Genomic DNA, 14278 nt, shown 5'->3' on the forward strand with positions numbered 1-14278 from the left:
TCGGTTTTTCACAGGGAGTCAAAGATATGGAATGCAGGCAAAAACCGTTGTACAGACCAATATTAATTGTAGCTACACTATTATTTACTTTCTTAATCAGTAGTGAGTGTTTTGCTGCGAGAACACAATCAGTAGCCGTTCCTCAGAACAAGTCCCGATTAATTGAAATTCCAGGTAGCGCAAAAAAAATATCCGTCGGTAACCCAAGTGTCGCTGACATACTCATCTTACGCTCAAATAAAATTTACGTCTTAGGCAAAAAACTGGGGACAACAAATGTCATTATCTGGGACTCACGTGGACGACTGATTACCGTGCTAGATGTTGAGGTGACACACGACCTCAATGCGTTAAAATCCAAGCTATATGAGTTTATGCCCCAGGAGAAAATCTCTGTCTACACCAGCCAGAATAAGCTGGTATTGAGTGGTGATGTTTCCAGTGCTGCAAAAATTGCCATGGCGGAAGAGATTGCCAATACCTTTACCGGTGACGACTTGGGCATTATCAATTTGATGAATGTTGGTGGTTCCCATCAAATTATGCTTGAAGTTACCGTTGCCGAAGTTCAGCGTTCACTGATTAGGGAATTCGATTCCAACTTTGTATTCGCCCGTAATAACAGTAATTGGACTTGGGGTACAGTAAATGGTGGTGCAAGCATCCCTGTCGTTCCGCCGGTTGATGATGCAGGGAATATCATTACAGAAATTATCGCAGCTCCATTAAACATCGAGGATAACGGCCTTTTTGCCAGCTATCTAAGTGGAAGTACACTATTCAGTGCTGCTTTCAGTATCGCTAAAACAAATGGCTTAGCAAAAATCTTAGCTGAACCAACTCTAACAGCATTAAGCGGTGAAACGGCTGAGTTTTTGTCAGGGGGAGAATTTCCAATTCCAGTCCCCAATGACGAAAATATCACCATTGAATTTAAAGAGTTTGGTGTCGGTTTACAGTTTGTCCCAACCGTTTCATCTCCTGACAGTATTAACTTGGCACTGAATATTGAGGTCAGTGAAATAACCAATACAAATGCGGTTACAGTTTCCCCAAGTGGCACGGCTTCTCAATTTTTTGTCCCAGCCCTTTCAAAACGAAGTGCTAAAACAACAGTAGAACTAGGTAATGGTCAAACAATTGGTATTGCAGGTCTGCTCAATGAAAGCGTCACAGATGTTGTAGATAAACTACCAGGCTTAGGGGATTTACCCGTAATCGGACAGCTATTCCGTAGCCAGTCATTTAGAAAAGGCGAAACTGAACTAGTCATTCTTGTTACGCCCCGGCTCGCTAAACCTGTCCGACGTCAAGATTTAACCCTACCGACTGATTCATTTGTGGAGCCTAATGACTGGGAGTTTTATCTACTTGGTCGCATGAGTGAGCTCAAAGAGCAAAAGCAACAAACAGGTTATTCCCCTACAACTAATGCATCTGCTGTCACCCTTTCACCGAGTGCCGGTTCAGAAGGTCAATTTGGCCATAGCTTATAGGAGTAACATTTTGAACACACGACTAATCACGTTTTACCTGATGTTTACCAGCACGAGTATTTTGGCCGGTGACTCAACATGGGGAAAGAGCACCCAGCAGTTGATACGGCTACAAACTGTTGACCCATTGGCTGAAAATAGAGTACCCCTTGGCTCTCCTGTATTCAGTGGTAAGAAAGCCAGTAAGTCCTTTAACAAGGAACAAAAAGGCAGTGATCAAAAAACAGTTAAAAATAAAGAGCTTATCAGCGGAGTAAGCAACTAATTACCTTTATAGATCCAAGCGGGAGCTACCCTATGCGAGTTAATAGACAAAAGACATCACCCAACCAACAAAAAGGGGTTGTTGTGGTATTTGCAACACTCGCCATGGCTGTCCTCATTGGGGCAGGTGCATTAGCTCTGGATGTCGGAAACTTGATACTGTCCAAAGGTAAACTGCAGAACCTCGCTGATGCTGCTGCACTTAGTGCAGCTAAAACGATTGATCTTGGAGGCGATCAAGCAGAAGCGATAACGGCAGGAACACAGACAATTAACGACAACCTTTCATATGATGGCTTTAGTGCAATCTCCCTTGATACCGCATCTATCTCATTCGAATTTTCAGAAACACTTCCCTTTGATACCAGTACCGCAACCACTGACTCCACTTATGTTCGAGTCCGTATAGAAAACGTTGATATCCCCGATTTTCTAGTATCAATAATGGATATTGACCTGAGTACACGTGCATCAGCGGTGGCAGGGCCAAGCTCAAGCCTTGGTCGTTCTTGCAACATAGTACCACTGAGTATCTGCGCTGGAGATGACTCAAGCAGTGATAACATTGCTGGGTATTCTAGCGGCACAATGCATGTACTCAAAGCCTCATCATCCAATCCGTCTGAACTTGGCCCTGGAAACTTTATGCCTGTAACGCTAACGGATGCTGACGGTAACCCACAAACTGGTGCGGATTCCTATCGAGAAGCACTAGCAGGCAAGTATGATAGCTGTCTAACAGTTGAAGCAGGTGAACCAATAACGACTGAAACAGGTAATATGGTCGGCCCTACCCTCGCACTCGATACTCGCTTTGAAGGGTTTAAAATCCCTGGCCTAAAAGACAGTGACTATATTCATGATGTTAATTCCTACTATCATGAAGATAACTTAGCAGCAGTCATGTACAGCGATGATGCGGGTAAATATGTTACCGATAAAGCATCTAGCGAAATATACAGTTATTCAGAGTATATGGCCAAGTATCAAACAGAAAATTATGAATCATGCTTGAACTCATCTTCTTGCCAAAACCAAGGGTACTTTCGCAGGATTGTAACGGTACCAATTCTTGATTGCAGCACAGCCTCTAAAAAGGGAGGCCGGATGGAAGTTGAGATGGAGGGTTTAGCTTGTTTTTTCATTTCTCAACCGGTTAGCGAAACGACAACAACCGATGACAAAAGCGGCAATGGCGATGGTTCGTGGATTGTCGGTGAATTCATCCAAGATTGTAGAAATAACAGTGGTAATGCCAGCATTGAACCTAATGAAGATGGTCCGTATAAAATAGTACTTTTTGCTGACCCTGATAGTGGAGATTCATGATGCATCTGTTCTCCAAACACAGAGGCGTTGCAATTGTTGAGTTTACAATATTGCTTCCTTTCTTCTTATTTTTACTTTTCGCCATAGCAGAAATGGGGCGTGCTTTTTATACCTATGCTGAACTGGAAAAATTAAGCCGAGAAAGCGCAAGATATTTATCTGGTGAACTTATAAAAGGTTCAACTGGCTTATACTCAATTTCTGACGCAGATAAGAACTTAGCAAAAAACTTGGCTGTCTTTGGTTCTATTGAAGGCTCTGTCGATGGCGGTTTAACTTCTTCCCTGCCCGGTCTAGACACTTCCCAAATGCAAGTTTCTTTAATAGGGAATTATGTGAAGGTTGAAATAAATTACCCCTACCAGCCTGTATTAGCCGTTATCCCTGGTTTCTTCGTAACTGATGATATTGACCTAAATATCACATTAGTTTCCAGTTACTCGATGAGGGTTCTATAATGAATACCTTCACGTTTGTAAAAAGAGAGAAAGGCAGCACACTGGTAGAGTTTTCCATTATAGCGGGATTCTTTTTCATGTTGATCTTCGCAATCATCGAGTTCGGTCGTTTGCTATTTACCTGGCATGTACTTAACGAAACATCACGCCGTACAGCCCGTCTTGCAACAGTATGCCAGATAACAACCGCCGAACAACAAGATATCAAGTTAGCTAGTATCGTTGAGAATGTCCCATTGCCAGGTTTTTCCGCCAATAATATCCAACTGGTCTTTTTAGATAGTGTCGGTTCTGAAATAACCGAGGACGTTACCGAAACCGTTAACTTTAATCAAATTGAATTTGTTGAAGCTAGAATTATAAACTATCAAATTGCATTACTTATCCCATTAGCCACCTTTGACATAAATTTTACCGCACCAGAATTTAAAACTATTTTACCGAGAGAAAGCCTCGGCGTCACTAGAACCGGTTACACTGATTGCTAAGGTGAACTATGAATACGAAACCTAACCTCTCAAACAATGAAACCCTAGCGCCTTCTAAGAAGGCTCACTTACCTGCCTCACTAAGTGGTTGGATAGTTTCAGAAAATAAAGATTTTGTTAATCCGTTGGGTGAATACTTCATGCAGTGGTCTAATGTGAAATTTAATGCAATCACACAGTTTAGCTTGAATTCACAGCTTAAAAACAAGTCTGATATGAAAAATCCTGATTTGATAATCATTGATGGTGATATGGATTGGACATTTATAGCAGCAAAGATTAAATCAACTTTATCGAGCAAAATACCAGTTATTTTAATATCAAATGATTCAAGTGCTGAAACATTAAAAAAGGCGATAAGGATTGAAATTAAAGATGTTTTATCTATTCCCTTTGATCAAACAGAACTGGATCAAATCATAGTAAATTGCTCAAAATCTAAATCAGAAAATAGAAAGCAAGGCGTAACTACTATCTTTATTAATGCAAAGGGTGGTATGGGTGCATCAATTATATCCACATCTGTTGCTCATATGATTGCATTACAAAATGAATCTATAGTACTAATCGATCCAGACGCACAGTTTGGTTCGACTTCTAGTTTGTTGTCGACTCCCCCAAAACACACACTAAGTGAAGCACTTTCACAGGTTGAATCGTTAGATGAGTATGCCACCTCTGGACTTTTAACTAAACATGAGTCAGGACTTCGATTTATTCCTAATCGTACAGAGCATTTGTTAGATGCTATTCCCGATTTTGATTCTGAATCATTTAGGGAGTTTCTTGAGCATATAAAGAATGGATTCCAGCATATTGTCATCGATGTATCTAGAGGTCTAGATAATAATATTTCCCCTGCTTTATCAAATGCAGATAATATTTTCATCGTAGTACAACAAAACATCCCTTCATTAAAAGAAGCATCAATACTCATAAGAAAATTAAAGCATTTATTTGGCTTTAACAATCAACAAGTTAAAATTATTGTAAACAGATACTCGAAAAACCTCGATATTTCACCTGATGAAATCAAACAGTCACTGCACTGTGATACCATTTTACTCGTCCCTAATGATTACCTTTCTGTTAGCGCTTCTACAAATTTAGGCGAATTGCTGGCGACACATTTCGATAAAAAACCCATCGTAAAATCACTCAAAGAAGTCGCTAATCTAATTACAAACAAGCAAGAAACAGAAGCTAAAGGGGTTAAACGCTTCTTTACGTTCTTAAGGAGTTAGATATGTTCTTAAAGAAAGGAAGCAAGCCAATAGAAAACACAGCCCCATTAGCAAAGGTTGAGGCAAAAGAAGAAACATACTCTGCACCGACTCACACTGTGAGCCCGCAGGAACAGTCTATAAAAGAAGACATTATTGACGAGTTGTTTAACACACTTGATCTCTCTTTGCTTGAAAACCTCCCACTCGACCAAGCGCACGAACAAATTGCTGAAATGTCCGCAATGTTACTTTTGGACAAAGACGTCCCCCTTAATGCCGATGGCCGCAAACGGGTTATAGAAGAAATCGGCAATGAAATTCTTGGATTAGGTCCTTTAGAGCCACTACTAAAGGACAAAACTATTTCAGATATCTTGGTTAACTCAAGTAGCCAAATCTTTGTTGAGCGTAAAGGTAAGCTTGAACCCACCAATGCAACTTTCAGAGACGATAGGCACTTATTAAATGTTATCGATAAAATTGTATCGCAGGTTGGACGAAGGGTCGATGAAAGCTCGCCCATGGTAGATGCAAGGCTTAAAGATGGCTCACGGGTAAATGCTATCATACCTCCACTTGCTATCGATGGCCCCTCACTCTCCATTCGAAAATTCGCTGTTGAAAAATTGCAAATTGAACAGCTTCTTGACTATGGTTCGCTCAACGAGGAAATGGCACATTTTCTACAAGCGGTCGTTAAAGGCAGGCTGAACATTTTGATCTCAGGGGGGACAGGCTCCGGGAAAACGACGACTCTCAATATTTGCTCCTCTTTTATCCCTAAAAATGAGCGTATCGTCACCATTGAAGATTCCGCCGAATTACAACTTCAGCAACCCCATGTCGTTAGGTTAGAAACCCGTCCACCGAACATTGAAGGCCGGGGGTTAATTGGGCAACGGGAACTTGTTATTAATTCACTCCGTATGCGACCGGATCGCATAGTTGTTGGTGAGGTTCGGGGCGCGGAAGCTGTTGACATGTTGGCAGCAATGAATACTGGTCATGATGGCTCTATGACCACAATACACGCCAATACCCCACGCGATGCCTTGGGAAGAATCGAGAATATGTTCGCCATGGCCGGTTGGAACATGCCGATTAAAAACGTCCGTTCTCAAATCGCGTCTGCACTCAATATTGTTGTTCAGTTACGCCGAATGGAAGATGGTAAACGGCGCATTACCAGTATCGTTGAAGTCAACTCCATGGAAGGTGATGTTATCACGCTTACGGAGTTATTCTGTTTTAGCCGGGGAGGGATTGATGAAGACGGCAATGTTATGGGCCATTATCAAGCTACCGGGAACGTCCCATCCTTTATGGATGACTTTAAACATAAGGGGATAGATCTCCCCTATTCCTACTTCAATTCAGCAAGTAGTGGGAGTTTCTAATGGATCAGAATTTACAGTTATATTTGATAATACTGTTTATTGCCGTTGTCATCATCTCGCAGACAATACTTATATCTGCGACAGGTACTCGAGCAAATCGTACCCGACTTATCAAAAAACAGCTTGAAGCCATTGCAGAGTCCGGTAAGTCGCAGCAACAATCTTTATTGCGAAAAAGCTACCTTGAAAACCTAGGACCGACAGAACGCTGGTTAGAAAATAATGCATTTGGTGAATACCTCGGTGAAAAACTGTCACTGGCAGGGCTAAACTGGAAAGCGTACAAAGTCGCAATCTGGCTGATTATTGCAATTTTCTTTGCCATGTTTAGCGTCCTTTTTTTAACGCAAAGTATAAAAATGGCAATTGCGACCCCAGCTGCAATCATCATCGCTTTTATCTTTTTTCTCCATCAGAAAACAGAAAAACGGCTTCATTTATTTGAAGAGCAATTTGTTGAAGCATTAGATGTGATGAAACGAGCTTTACTTGTTGGCTACCCTTTTACTGAAGTCATGAAAACCGTCAGTGAGGAAATGCCCCCTCCTATTTCGGTTGAATTTGGAAAAACCTTCGTGGAGCTCAATTATGGTGTTGATATTAAAGTCGCACTCGCCAACCTTGCACAGCGTAACCCTTCAGTAAGTGTACTGGCCTTCAACAGCGCCGTCGTTATTCAAAAAGAAACTGGGGGTAACTTGGCTGAAACGCTAGATAAAATCTCGGCGGTTATCCGCAGTCGTTTCAGGCTAATGAGGAAAGTTCGAACACTTTCGGCAGAAGGAAGAATGTCTGCCTGGGTACTGATGATGGTCCCTTTTGTTCTCTTTTTGATGCTCTATGTCAGTAATCCTGGCTACATTGCTCCATTGCTAGAGTCAGAAAGAGGCCACACTGTTTTAACGGTAACGGTTGTATTAATGACGCTTGGCCTTTTCTGGATTCGAAAATTACTGCGTATAGAGGTTTAGCATGGAGTATCTGATCAGTGTATTGAACACCTATATTGGCGATGAAAGCATATCAAAGTGGCTTTTCTTAGCCCTTGCTTTTATGAGTGCCGTTGCCTTTACAATCAGCATTAGCGTTCTCATAAACAACTCATCGACACCGCTAAAACGCCGTTTAAACACGATATCAAGTATCAATAAACCTCAATTTAGGGGCAGTATACAAACAGATCAAAAAAACACTCTTGAATCGATAGATAAATATGTCACCCCTAAATCAAAAGCTGAGCAACTCAATACCAAGCAGTTATTGATGCACGCAGGTTATGAAAAAAGCTCTGCATTAACATCTTTCTATGCCATTAAAATCATCTTATCCTTATTTGCTTTAGTGGCCTCAGTCATTGTGACTAAGCTCTTACCCGAACTGACTACACAGAAAGTTGTGTTTTATGTCTTGCTTTCCGTTGCTGTTGCCTCCTACCTGCCCAATATGATTTTAAGAAACTTAGCAGAAAAACGAACCAAAGAGCTCAGGAACGCCTTTCCTGATGCCCTTGACCTATTAGTCGTCTCGACTGAAGCTGGCTTAGGATTCCAAGCGGCATTAAACAGAGTGGCCAAAGAAATTGACTCTGTATCTCCGGCTCTTGGCCAAGAACTGCAGATTGTATGTCAAAAAGCTCGTGTTGGGATCTCAATACCTGTTGCTCTTAATCAATTTGTTGAAAGAACTGGATTAACTGAGCTTCAAGGGCTAATAAGTATAATTACCCAGTCGGTAAAACTTGGTTCAAGCATGGGAGATACATTGCGAGATTATGCCGACGAATTTCGGGACCGTCGTATGCAAAGAGCAGAGGAAGAAGCAGCGAAAATCGGGACAAAAATGATTTTTCCTCTGGTAACTTGTATTTGGCCTGGTTTCTTCGCTGTCGCAGTGGGTCCAGCAATTGTGAAAGTACTTGATATGTTTGCCGGTCGATAGCTGGATTTAAAGGGAGTTGAATATGCGCCATTATTTATTGAGAAAAAAAGCAAGTCTGAATCTACTACTCATCACAACATTTTTGGCAGGTTGTGCGAGCTCCGAAAACACAGTAGATCAACAAAAAGTTGATTTTAATCACGAGTTATACGATGGAAAGCCCACTTTAGGTCTAACAGGTGAGTTTCCGCCAGAAAATGCAAAAGAAGCATTGCTTAGAGGTGATCAAGCATACATGACCAACGACTCTGATCTTGCTTTGTATGAATATATTCGTGCATTGAGCTTCCCCTCTCAGGAGTATGCCGATCAAGCGTTTTATAAGATTGGTTATATCCACCAACAGAGAGGAAACTACGAACTAGCAAAGCTCGCATATACAAGGGCAGCCCTCATCTCCGAAGATAACATTCAATATGCGGCATCTATTGGCATTGTAGAACTAAAGCTTGGCGAACAAGACAATGCAAAAAAACAACTTCTAAGAGCCATAAAGATGGATCAACAGAGGCAAGGGAAGTCTGATTGGGATCCGGAAAAAGATCTATTCTCACAGCGCTTATTAATTGACAGTATCTCGCCTTTAAGCGCTTATATTGGACTAGGAATCATCTCCGATCTCGATGCCAAGCACAAACCTGCTCAACAAATTTATCTAGCCGCTTTAGGTGTGAACAACCGTTCTGAAAAAGCACTGACTAATCTCGGTTACTCTTATTACTTAGATGGTAATCTAAAGCAATCTGAAATTATAAACAGAAGAACGACTACACTATACCCCAACAATAAAAGAGCTTGGTCAAACCTTGGACTTACCTATATAAAATCTAAGCGCTACGAAGATGCTCTAGATGCTCTATCACGTGTTATGCCTACAGAAAGGGCACTAAATGATATTGGGTATTTCGCAATGCTTGAAGGTGACTATGAAAGCTCTATTGATTATCTAGAGAGAGCGATCAATACAAGTCCTGTGTTCTACGCAAAAGCCCAAGAGAATCTCAAACGCGCTCAAAAACTACAAATATCAGCACCGGCGGTAAAACTCTCTAAATACAGAGAAAACAACCAAACTCAAACAACGGTTTACTCAATTACTGATACAACACACTAACTATCATGAGCCACCAACAGCGGTGGCTCAATTCTCTTTACTTGCAATTATAACCCAGCCAAAAATCTATTCTCATATTTTGAAAGTGTGCGCCTTCATTTTGCAAAACACCAGTTTTATACATTTCAGCTCTTACTATTCCCCTTTCTACAAGAGAATATATAATCAGAGCACTAGTAATCATAAGTATTATTGAAAAAGTAGACACATATTTTCTTTCCTGAAGCTTAGAATTAGGCTTTACTCGACAACAGCACCAGTAAATTGATATAGACAATACAGCTAATAGCTGGCTCAAAGGCATGTTCAGTACACCAGATACGAAGCTATACGCAAAACCCGCTAATAAGCTAATACCAGCGACTCTCACAACTCTTCGTTTCGTTACGATGACATTGAATAACAGTCCAGCTAATAGTAAACAATAGGATATAGCAGCTATAACTCCCCAATCAATTAATATCTGTAATATGGAGTTATGGGGATGACCGAACCGAGGTATTTCATTAGATTCTGAAGTGCATATAAAAAAGCCTCCCCCATTACCCAAAAGACTAATAAAGCTCAGTGAATCTTTCCATAGCTGTACACGACCTGGGGAATCTGTTCGTATAGAGCCTAGGTCCCAGATTCCATCCGAAAAAATATAGGCAGGTAAAGGCGAAAGAAACATTAATTTAACAAGGTAACCGCCAATAATTATTTTTATACTCAAGATGAGTATTTTTCTTCGCCACGATTTATCAATAAGTGCCCATAGAAATACAGATGAAATAAGTGCAATACTGATACCTCGACCATCTGTAGCAATAATTGTAGCAACACTTAATAACAACCCTAATGATATAAAATAATTATTTCTCTTCCTAATTTCATTCAAAACAGCCAAATACAATAAGGGAACTATAAGCCATATTTGAACTTGGTTAAGGAACCGGGGATTGGAAAAGCTCAACATTGTATATTTATTTACATCTAACCCAAAGTAAATCGTCAACCAAAATGCCATTCCTACAGATAAAAACAGTAAGATAGCCAATAAGCAAAATAGACTATAAATTTGCGTTTTTTGTTGTACCACCGCGTCATATAACAAGCAGCATAAAATAGAAAGACCAGCATAATATAAATAATAATGGATTGAGTATGCCAGCTTGTTGCTGTTCAATGTAGATATAAACATACTCAGAGCAAACATAATAATAAGTATTTTCACCCATACTGGTACATCCATCACCGCATGAGCAATGCCATTTCTAATATTTTTCGAAACAAGTATGAAAACGCAAGAAAGCAGAATAACCGTTCCGACATAAAACCTCTTGGAATCATATAATAAGTACAAGTTATTCTTTGAAAAATGTAGATTAAAGCAAAAGTAGATCAGTCCTATCAGAACAAAATAAATAATAATATTATACAGTAATGACTTTCTCAGCATATACTATTCCTTGTATATAAAGCTCCCTCAACTAAGTATATACCTTATAGCCTTGAAGTCACTTAGGTATAGCTATTATTCCCCAAATTATGCTTTCAGTTACTGCACAGTCTTTGTGTCAAGAATGAAAAAGCCAGCTGATAATTCAGCTGGCTTTCACAACTTAATTCGAGGTAACTATTACTTCTCGCGACGCTTCTTCACATCACCAGCCAGCTGACGAAGTACCTTCTCGGTGTCACCGAAGCCGATACAGGCATCAGTGATGCTCTGGCCATAGGTTGGTTCTTGGCCTTCCACGATATCCTGACGGCCTTCAACAAGGTGACTTTCAATCATTACACCGAAGATGGCTGTGTTGCCCTCTGCGATCTGGCTACCAACATCTTCAGACACCAATAGCTGACGCTGGTACTGTTTAAGGCTATTTGCATGACTGAAGTCAATCATCACTTTTTGACGTAGACCGGCTTTTTCAAGTTGATCGGTGATTCCAGTCACGTGCTCCTGGCTGTAGTTTGGCTCCTTACCACCACGTAGAATGATATGGCAATCTTCGTTGCCGGCAGTCGAAACAATGGCAGAATGACCGTATTTGGTTACTGACAAGAAGTGGTGTGGAGCGCTTGCAGAGCCAATTGCATCGGTTGCTATCTTGATATTGCCATCCGTACCGTTCTTGAAGCCTACAGGACATGATAGGCCTGATGCCAGCTCACGGTGAACCTGAGATTCAGTGGTACGTGCACCAATCGCACCCCAGCTGATTAGGTCGCCCATGTATTGTGGCGTGATCATATCAAGGAATTCACCCGCTGTTGGTACGCCCATATCAGTCAGGTCTAACAGTAGCTTACGGCCCATACGAAGGCCATCGTTAAGCTTAAAGCTATTATCCATGTAAGGGTCGTTAATCAGCCCTTTCCAGCCAACTGTTGTACGTGGCTTTTCAAAGTAAACACGCATAACCACTTCAAGTTCGCCTTTCAGCTCTTCACGAAGTGCTTTTAACTGCTGGCCATATTCCAGTGCGGCTTTGGTATCATGAATGGAACATGGGCCAACAATCACCAGTAGACGATCATCTTCATCATTGAGAATTTTATGAATTGACTGGCGAGATTGATATACCGTTTCAGACGCATTTTCAGTTGCAGGGAAACGTTCCAGTACTGCAACTGGAGGGAGAAGCTCTTTAATTTCGCTAATGCGAACATCATCGGTTTTATGCATTGTTACTTCCTACTTTACGCATTTGTCAGCTGTAAACTAATAATTACAGACTTCGTTGACAGTATATTCCAAATCCAATTGACTTTAACTTATCTGCCTTTTATGTGCAGTGCAAACGCTAATTGGCCAATTTGGTGATTTTTTTTCAGAACGGTTGCTATTTAATCAACACGATGCGTAATAGGTATGATTTCACAGTAATCTACCTATTATCCGTTCATCTCTTTGAATTCCACATTACAAAGCAATAACATAGAACCATAAACACCTTCTCTTTGGAGCGGTCTGGATGACCAAAGAAACCGTTATTTCGTTTCAGAACATCAATAAGTGGTATGGAGATTTCCAGGCACTAAAGAACATCAACTTGACGATTCCCCGCGGGGAAAAGCTTGTCATATGCGGTCCCTCAGGTTCAGGCAAATCAACCTTGATCCGGTGTATCAACGGACTTGAGCAATTCAATGACGGGCAACTCGAGGTCTCAGGTCATCCCCTTGATACGCAGCATCTCAAGCGTATTCGAGGCCAGGTCGGTATGGTTTTCCAGCATTTCAATTTGTTTCCCCATATGACAGTACGCGAAAACCTCACGCTAGCACCTCGCCGTACCCGGAAGATGAGTAAACAAGATGCTGATTCATTAGCGATGGAGTATCTGGAGCGTGTCCACATTGCCCATCAAGCAGATAAATATCCCTCCCAGTTATCCGGTGGCCAGCAACAGCGCGTGGCTATAGCCCGCTCACTGTGTATGAAACCAGATATCCTGCTGTTTGATGAACCGACATCTGCACTCGACCCAGAGATGATCCGCGAAGTTCTGGATGTCATGACCGAACTGGCCGAGGAAGGAATGACCATGATTTGTGTGACCCACGAAATGGGTTTTGCGCGAAAAGTGGCAGATCGTGTGGTATTTATGGGCGAAGGCGAAATTGTAGAGATTGCCCCACCAGCACTACTGTTTGATGCGCCTAAACATCCCAGAACCCAACTGTTCCTTGAGCAGATCCTAAGTTATTAAGGGCTTTACTATGGTTCAGAATATTGTAGGTTCATCACGTTGGTTTCGCATTATGGGATGTATTTCCAAGCCTTTTTTTTCGGGGTTGTTGCAAGTTGGCTTGGTGGCTTTTTTCTTGATGTGGTTACTCGACACCGGGGCGGATGCAATGAACTACCGCTGGCAATGGTATCGCATTCCACAATACCTCTGGTTCGTTGAAGATGGCCAATGGTTCCCAGCAGAGTTGCTCGACGGCCTAAAGGTCACTTTGGAAATCTCTGCTGTTAGCTTGTTTTTTACATTAGCGATTGGTTTAGTGACCGCATTACTTCGCCTGTCAGACTCTATGGTTGGACGTGGCATTGCCAGAGGCTATATTGAACTGATTCGAAACACCCCCTTATTGGTTCAAATCTACTTGTTGTATTTCGTTTTCGGTCCAGTGCTTGGGCTTGAGAGATTTACTACCGCAGTATTGGCACTCTCTCTGTTCCAAGGTGCTTATACGGCAGAAATATTCCGAGCCGGCCTAACCAATATTGAACGAGGGCAATTTGAAGCCAGTGATAGCCTAGGCTTATCCACCATAGATAGCTATCGCTTTGTTATTTTGCCGCAAGTAATTAAGCGTATTTTACCCCCACTGACCAATGAAGCGGTTTCTCTCGTCAAAAACTCTTCGATTGTCAGTGTGATGGCCATATTCGATTTGACTACTGAAGGACGAAACATCGTCGCTGACACCGCCATGCCGTTCGAGGTTTGGTTTACCGTTGCCGGTATTTATCTTGTTGTCACCCTAACACTCTCAGGCTTAGCCGCTTGGCTAGCACACCGGCTCAATACACCGTCACATTAATTCACAAAGCAATCAACTATAAAGAA

The 14278-nt window shown here is 41.5% G+C and carries 14 protein-coding genes; 12 read left to right on the forward strand and 2 right to left on the reverse strand.

Annotated features, from left to right (window positions below):
• The first annotated feature begins 26 nt into the window (after positions 1-26).
• From L4D79_RS04305 to L4D79_RS04350, 10 genes are read left to right on the forward strand one after another with little or no spacing between them, the layout of a single operon-like run.
• Positions 27-1496 carry a type II and III secretion system protein family protein gene (locus L4D79_RS04305; protein WP_428647845.1) on the forward strand — a complete coding sequence of 490 codons (1470 nt, stop codon included), beginning with the start codon at positions 27-29 and terminating at the stop codon, positions 1494-1496.
• Positions 1497-1506: 10 nt separating this feature from the next.
• A complete protein-coding gene (locus L4D79_RS04310) occupies positions 1507-1761 on the forward strand; it encodes a hypothetical protein (protein ID WP_428647847.1) in 255 nt (84 codons plus the stop codon).
• 32 nt (positions 1762-1793) lie between these two features.
• Positions 1794-3089 (forward strand): pilus assembly protein TadG-related protein, encoded by a 1296-nt coding sequence (locus L4D79_RS04315; protein ID WP_428647849.1) that lies wholly within the window; start codon positions 1794-1796, stop codon positions 3087-3089.
• Entirely contained in the window at positions 3086-3547 is a 462-nt protein-coding gene (locus tag L4D79_RS04320; protein ID WP_428647851.1) for a TadE/TadG family type IV pilus assembly protein, read from the forward strand. The genes L4D79_RS04315 and L4D79_RS04320 overlap by 4 nt, the downstream gene beginning before the upstream one ends.
• On the forward strand, positions 3547-4035 hold the full coding sequence (locus L4D79_RS04325; protein ID WP_428647853.1) for a TadE/TadG family type IV pilus assembly protein: 489 nt from the start codon (positions 3547-3549) through the stop codon (positions 4033-4035). The genes L4D79_RS04320 and L4D79_RS04325 overlap by 1 nt, the downstream gene beginning before the upstream one ends.
• An 8-nt stretch (positions 4036-4043) precedes the next feature.
• Positions 4044-5279, forward strand: coding sequence for a CpaE/TadZ family protein (locus L4D79_RS04330; protein WP_428647855.1), 1236 nt, complete (start codon positions 4044-4046; stop codon positions 5277-5279).
• A gap of 2 nt (positions 5280-5281) precedes the next feature.
• Entirely contained in the window at positions 5282-6658 is a 1377-nt protein-coding gene (locus L4D79_RS04335) for a TadA family conjugal transfer-associated ATPase (RefSeq protein ID WP_428647858.1), read from the forward strand.
• A complete protein-coding gene (locus tag L4D79_RS04340; RefSeq protein ID WP_428647860.1) occupies positions 6658-7629 on the forward strand; it encodes a type II secretion system F family protein in 972 nt (323 codons plus the stop codon). Before L4D79_RS04335 ends, L4D79_RS04340 begins: the two co-directional genes overlap by 1 nt.
• A gap of 1 nt (position 7630) precedes the next feature.
• Complete coding sequence (locus tag L4D79_RS04345; protein WP_428647862.1) at positions 7631-8596, forward strand: type II secretion system F family protein; 966 nt, start codon at positions 7631-7633, stop codon at positions 8594-8596.
• A 22-nt stretch (positions 8597-8618) separates the two neighbouring features.
• Positions 8619-9710, forward strand: coding sequence for a tetratricopeptide repeat protein (locus L4D79_RS04350; RefSeq protein WP_428647865.1), 1092 nt, complete (start codon positions 8619-8621; stop codon positions 9708-9710).
• 37 nt (positions 9711-9747) lie between these two features.
• Here the strand turns inward: L4D79_RS04350 and L4D79_RS04355 are convergent, their stop codons facing one another.
• Entirely contained in the window at positions 9748-11151 is a 1404-nt protein-coding gene (locus L4D79_RS04355; protein ID WP_428647867.1) for an O-antigen ligase family protein, read from the reverse strand.
• Positions 11152-11331: 180 nt separating this feature from the next.
• Complete coding sequence (aroG, locus tag L4D79_RS04360; RefSeq protein WP_428647870.1) at positions 11332-12384, reverse strand: 3-deoxy-7-phosphoheptulonate synthase AroG; 1053 nt, start codon at positions 12382-12384, stop codon at positions 11332-11334.
• 289 nt (positions 12385-12673) lie between these two features.
• On the opposite strand from aroG, the gene L4D79_RS04365 reads away from it, so the two are divergent.
• Together L4D79_RS04365 and L4D79_RS04370 are read left to right on the forward strand one after the other, a co-directional pair.
• Positions 12674-13411: an amino acid ABC transporter ATP-binding protein gene (locus tag L4D79_RS04365; protein WP_428647873.1), complete on the forward strand. Its 738-nt coding sequence runs from the start codon at positions 12674-12676 to the stop codon at positions 13409-13411.
• A gap of 52 nt (positions 13412-13463) precedes the next feature.
• The gene (locus L4D79_RS04370) at positions 13464-14252 is read left to right on the forward strand and encodes an amino acid ABC transporter permease (protein WP_428651701.1); all 789 of its coding nucleotides are present in this window, start codon (positions 13464-13466) and stop codon (positions 14250-14252) included.
• Positions 14253-14278: the final 26 nt, after the last annotated feature.

It is taken from the genome of Photobacterium satsumensis, assembly GCF_050336935.1.
Taxonomy (GTDB): domain Bacteria; phylum Pseudomonadota; class Gammaproteobacteria; order Enterobacterales; family Vibrionaceae; genus Photobacterium; species Photobacterium satsumensis.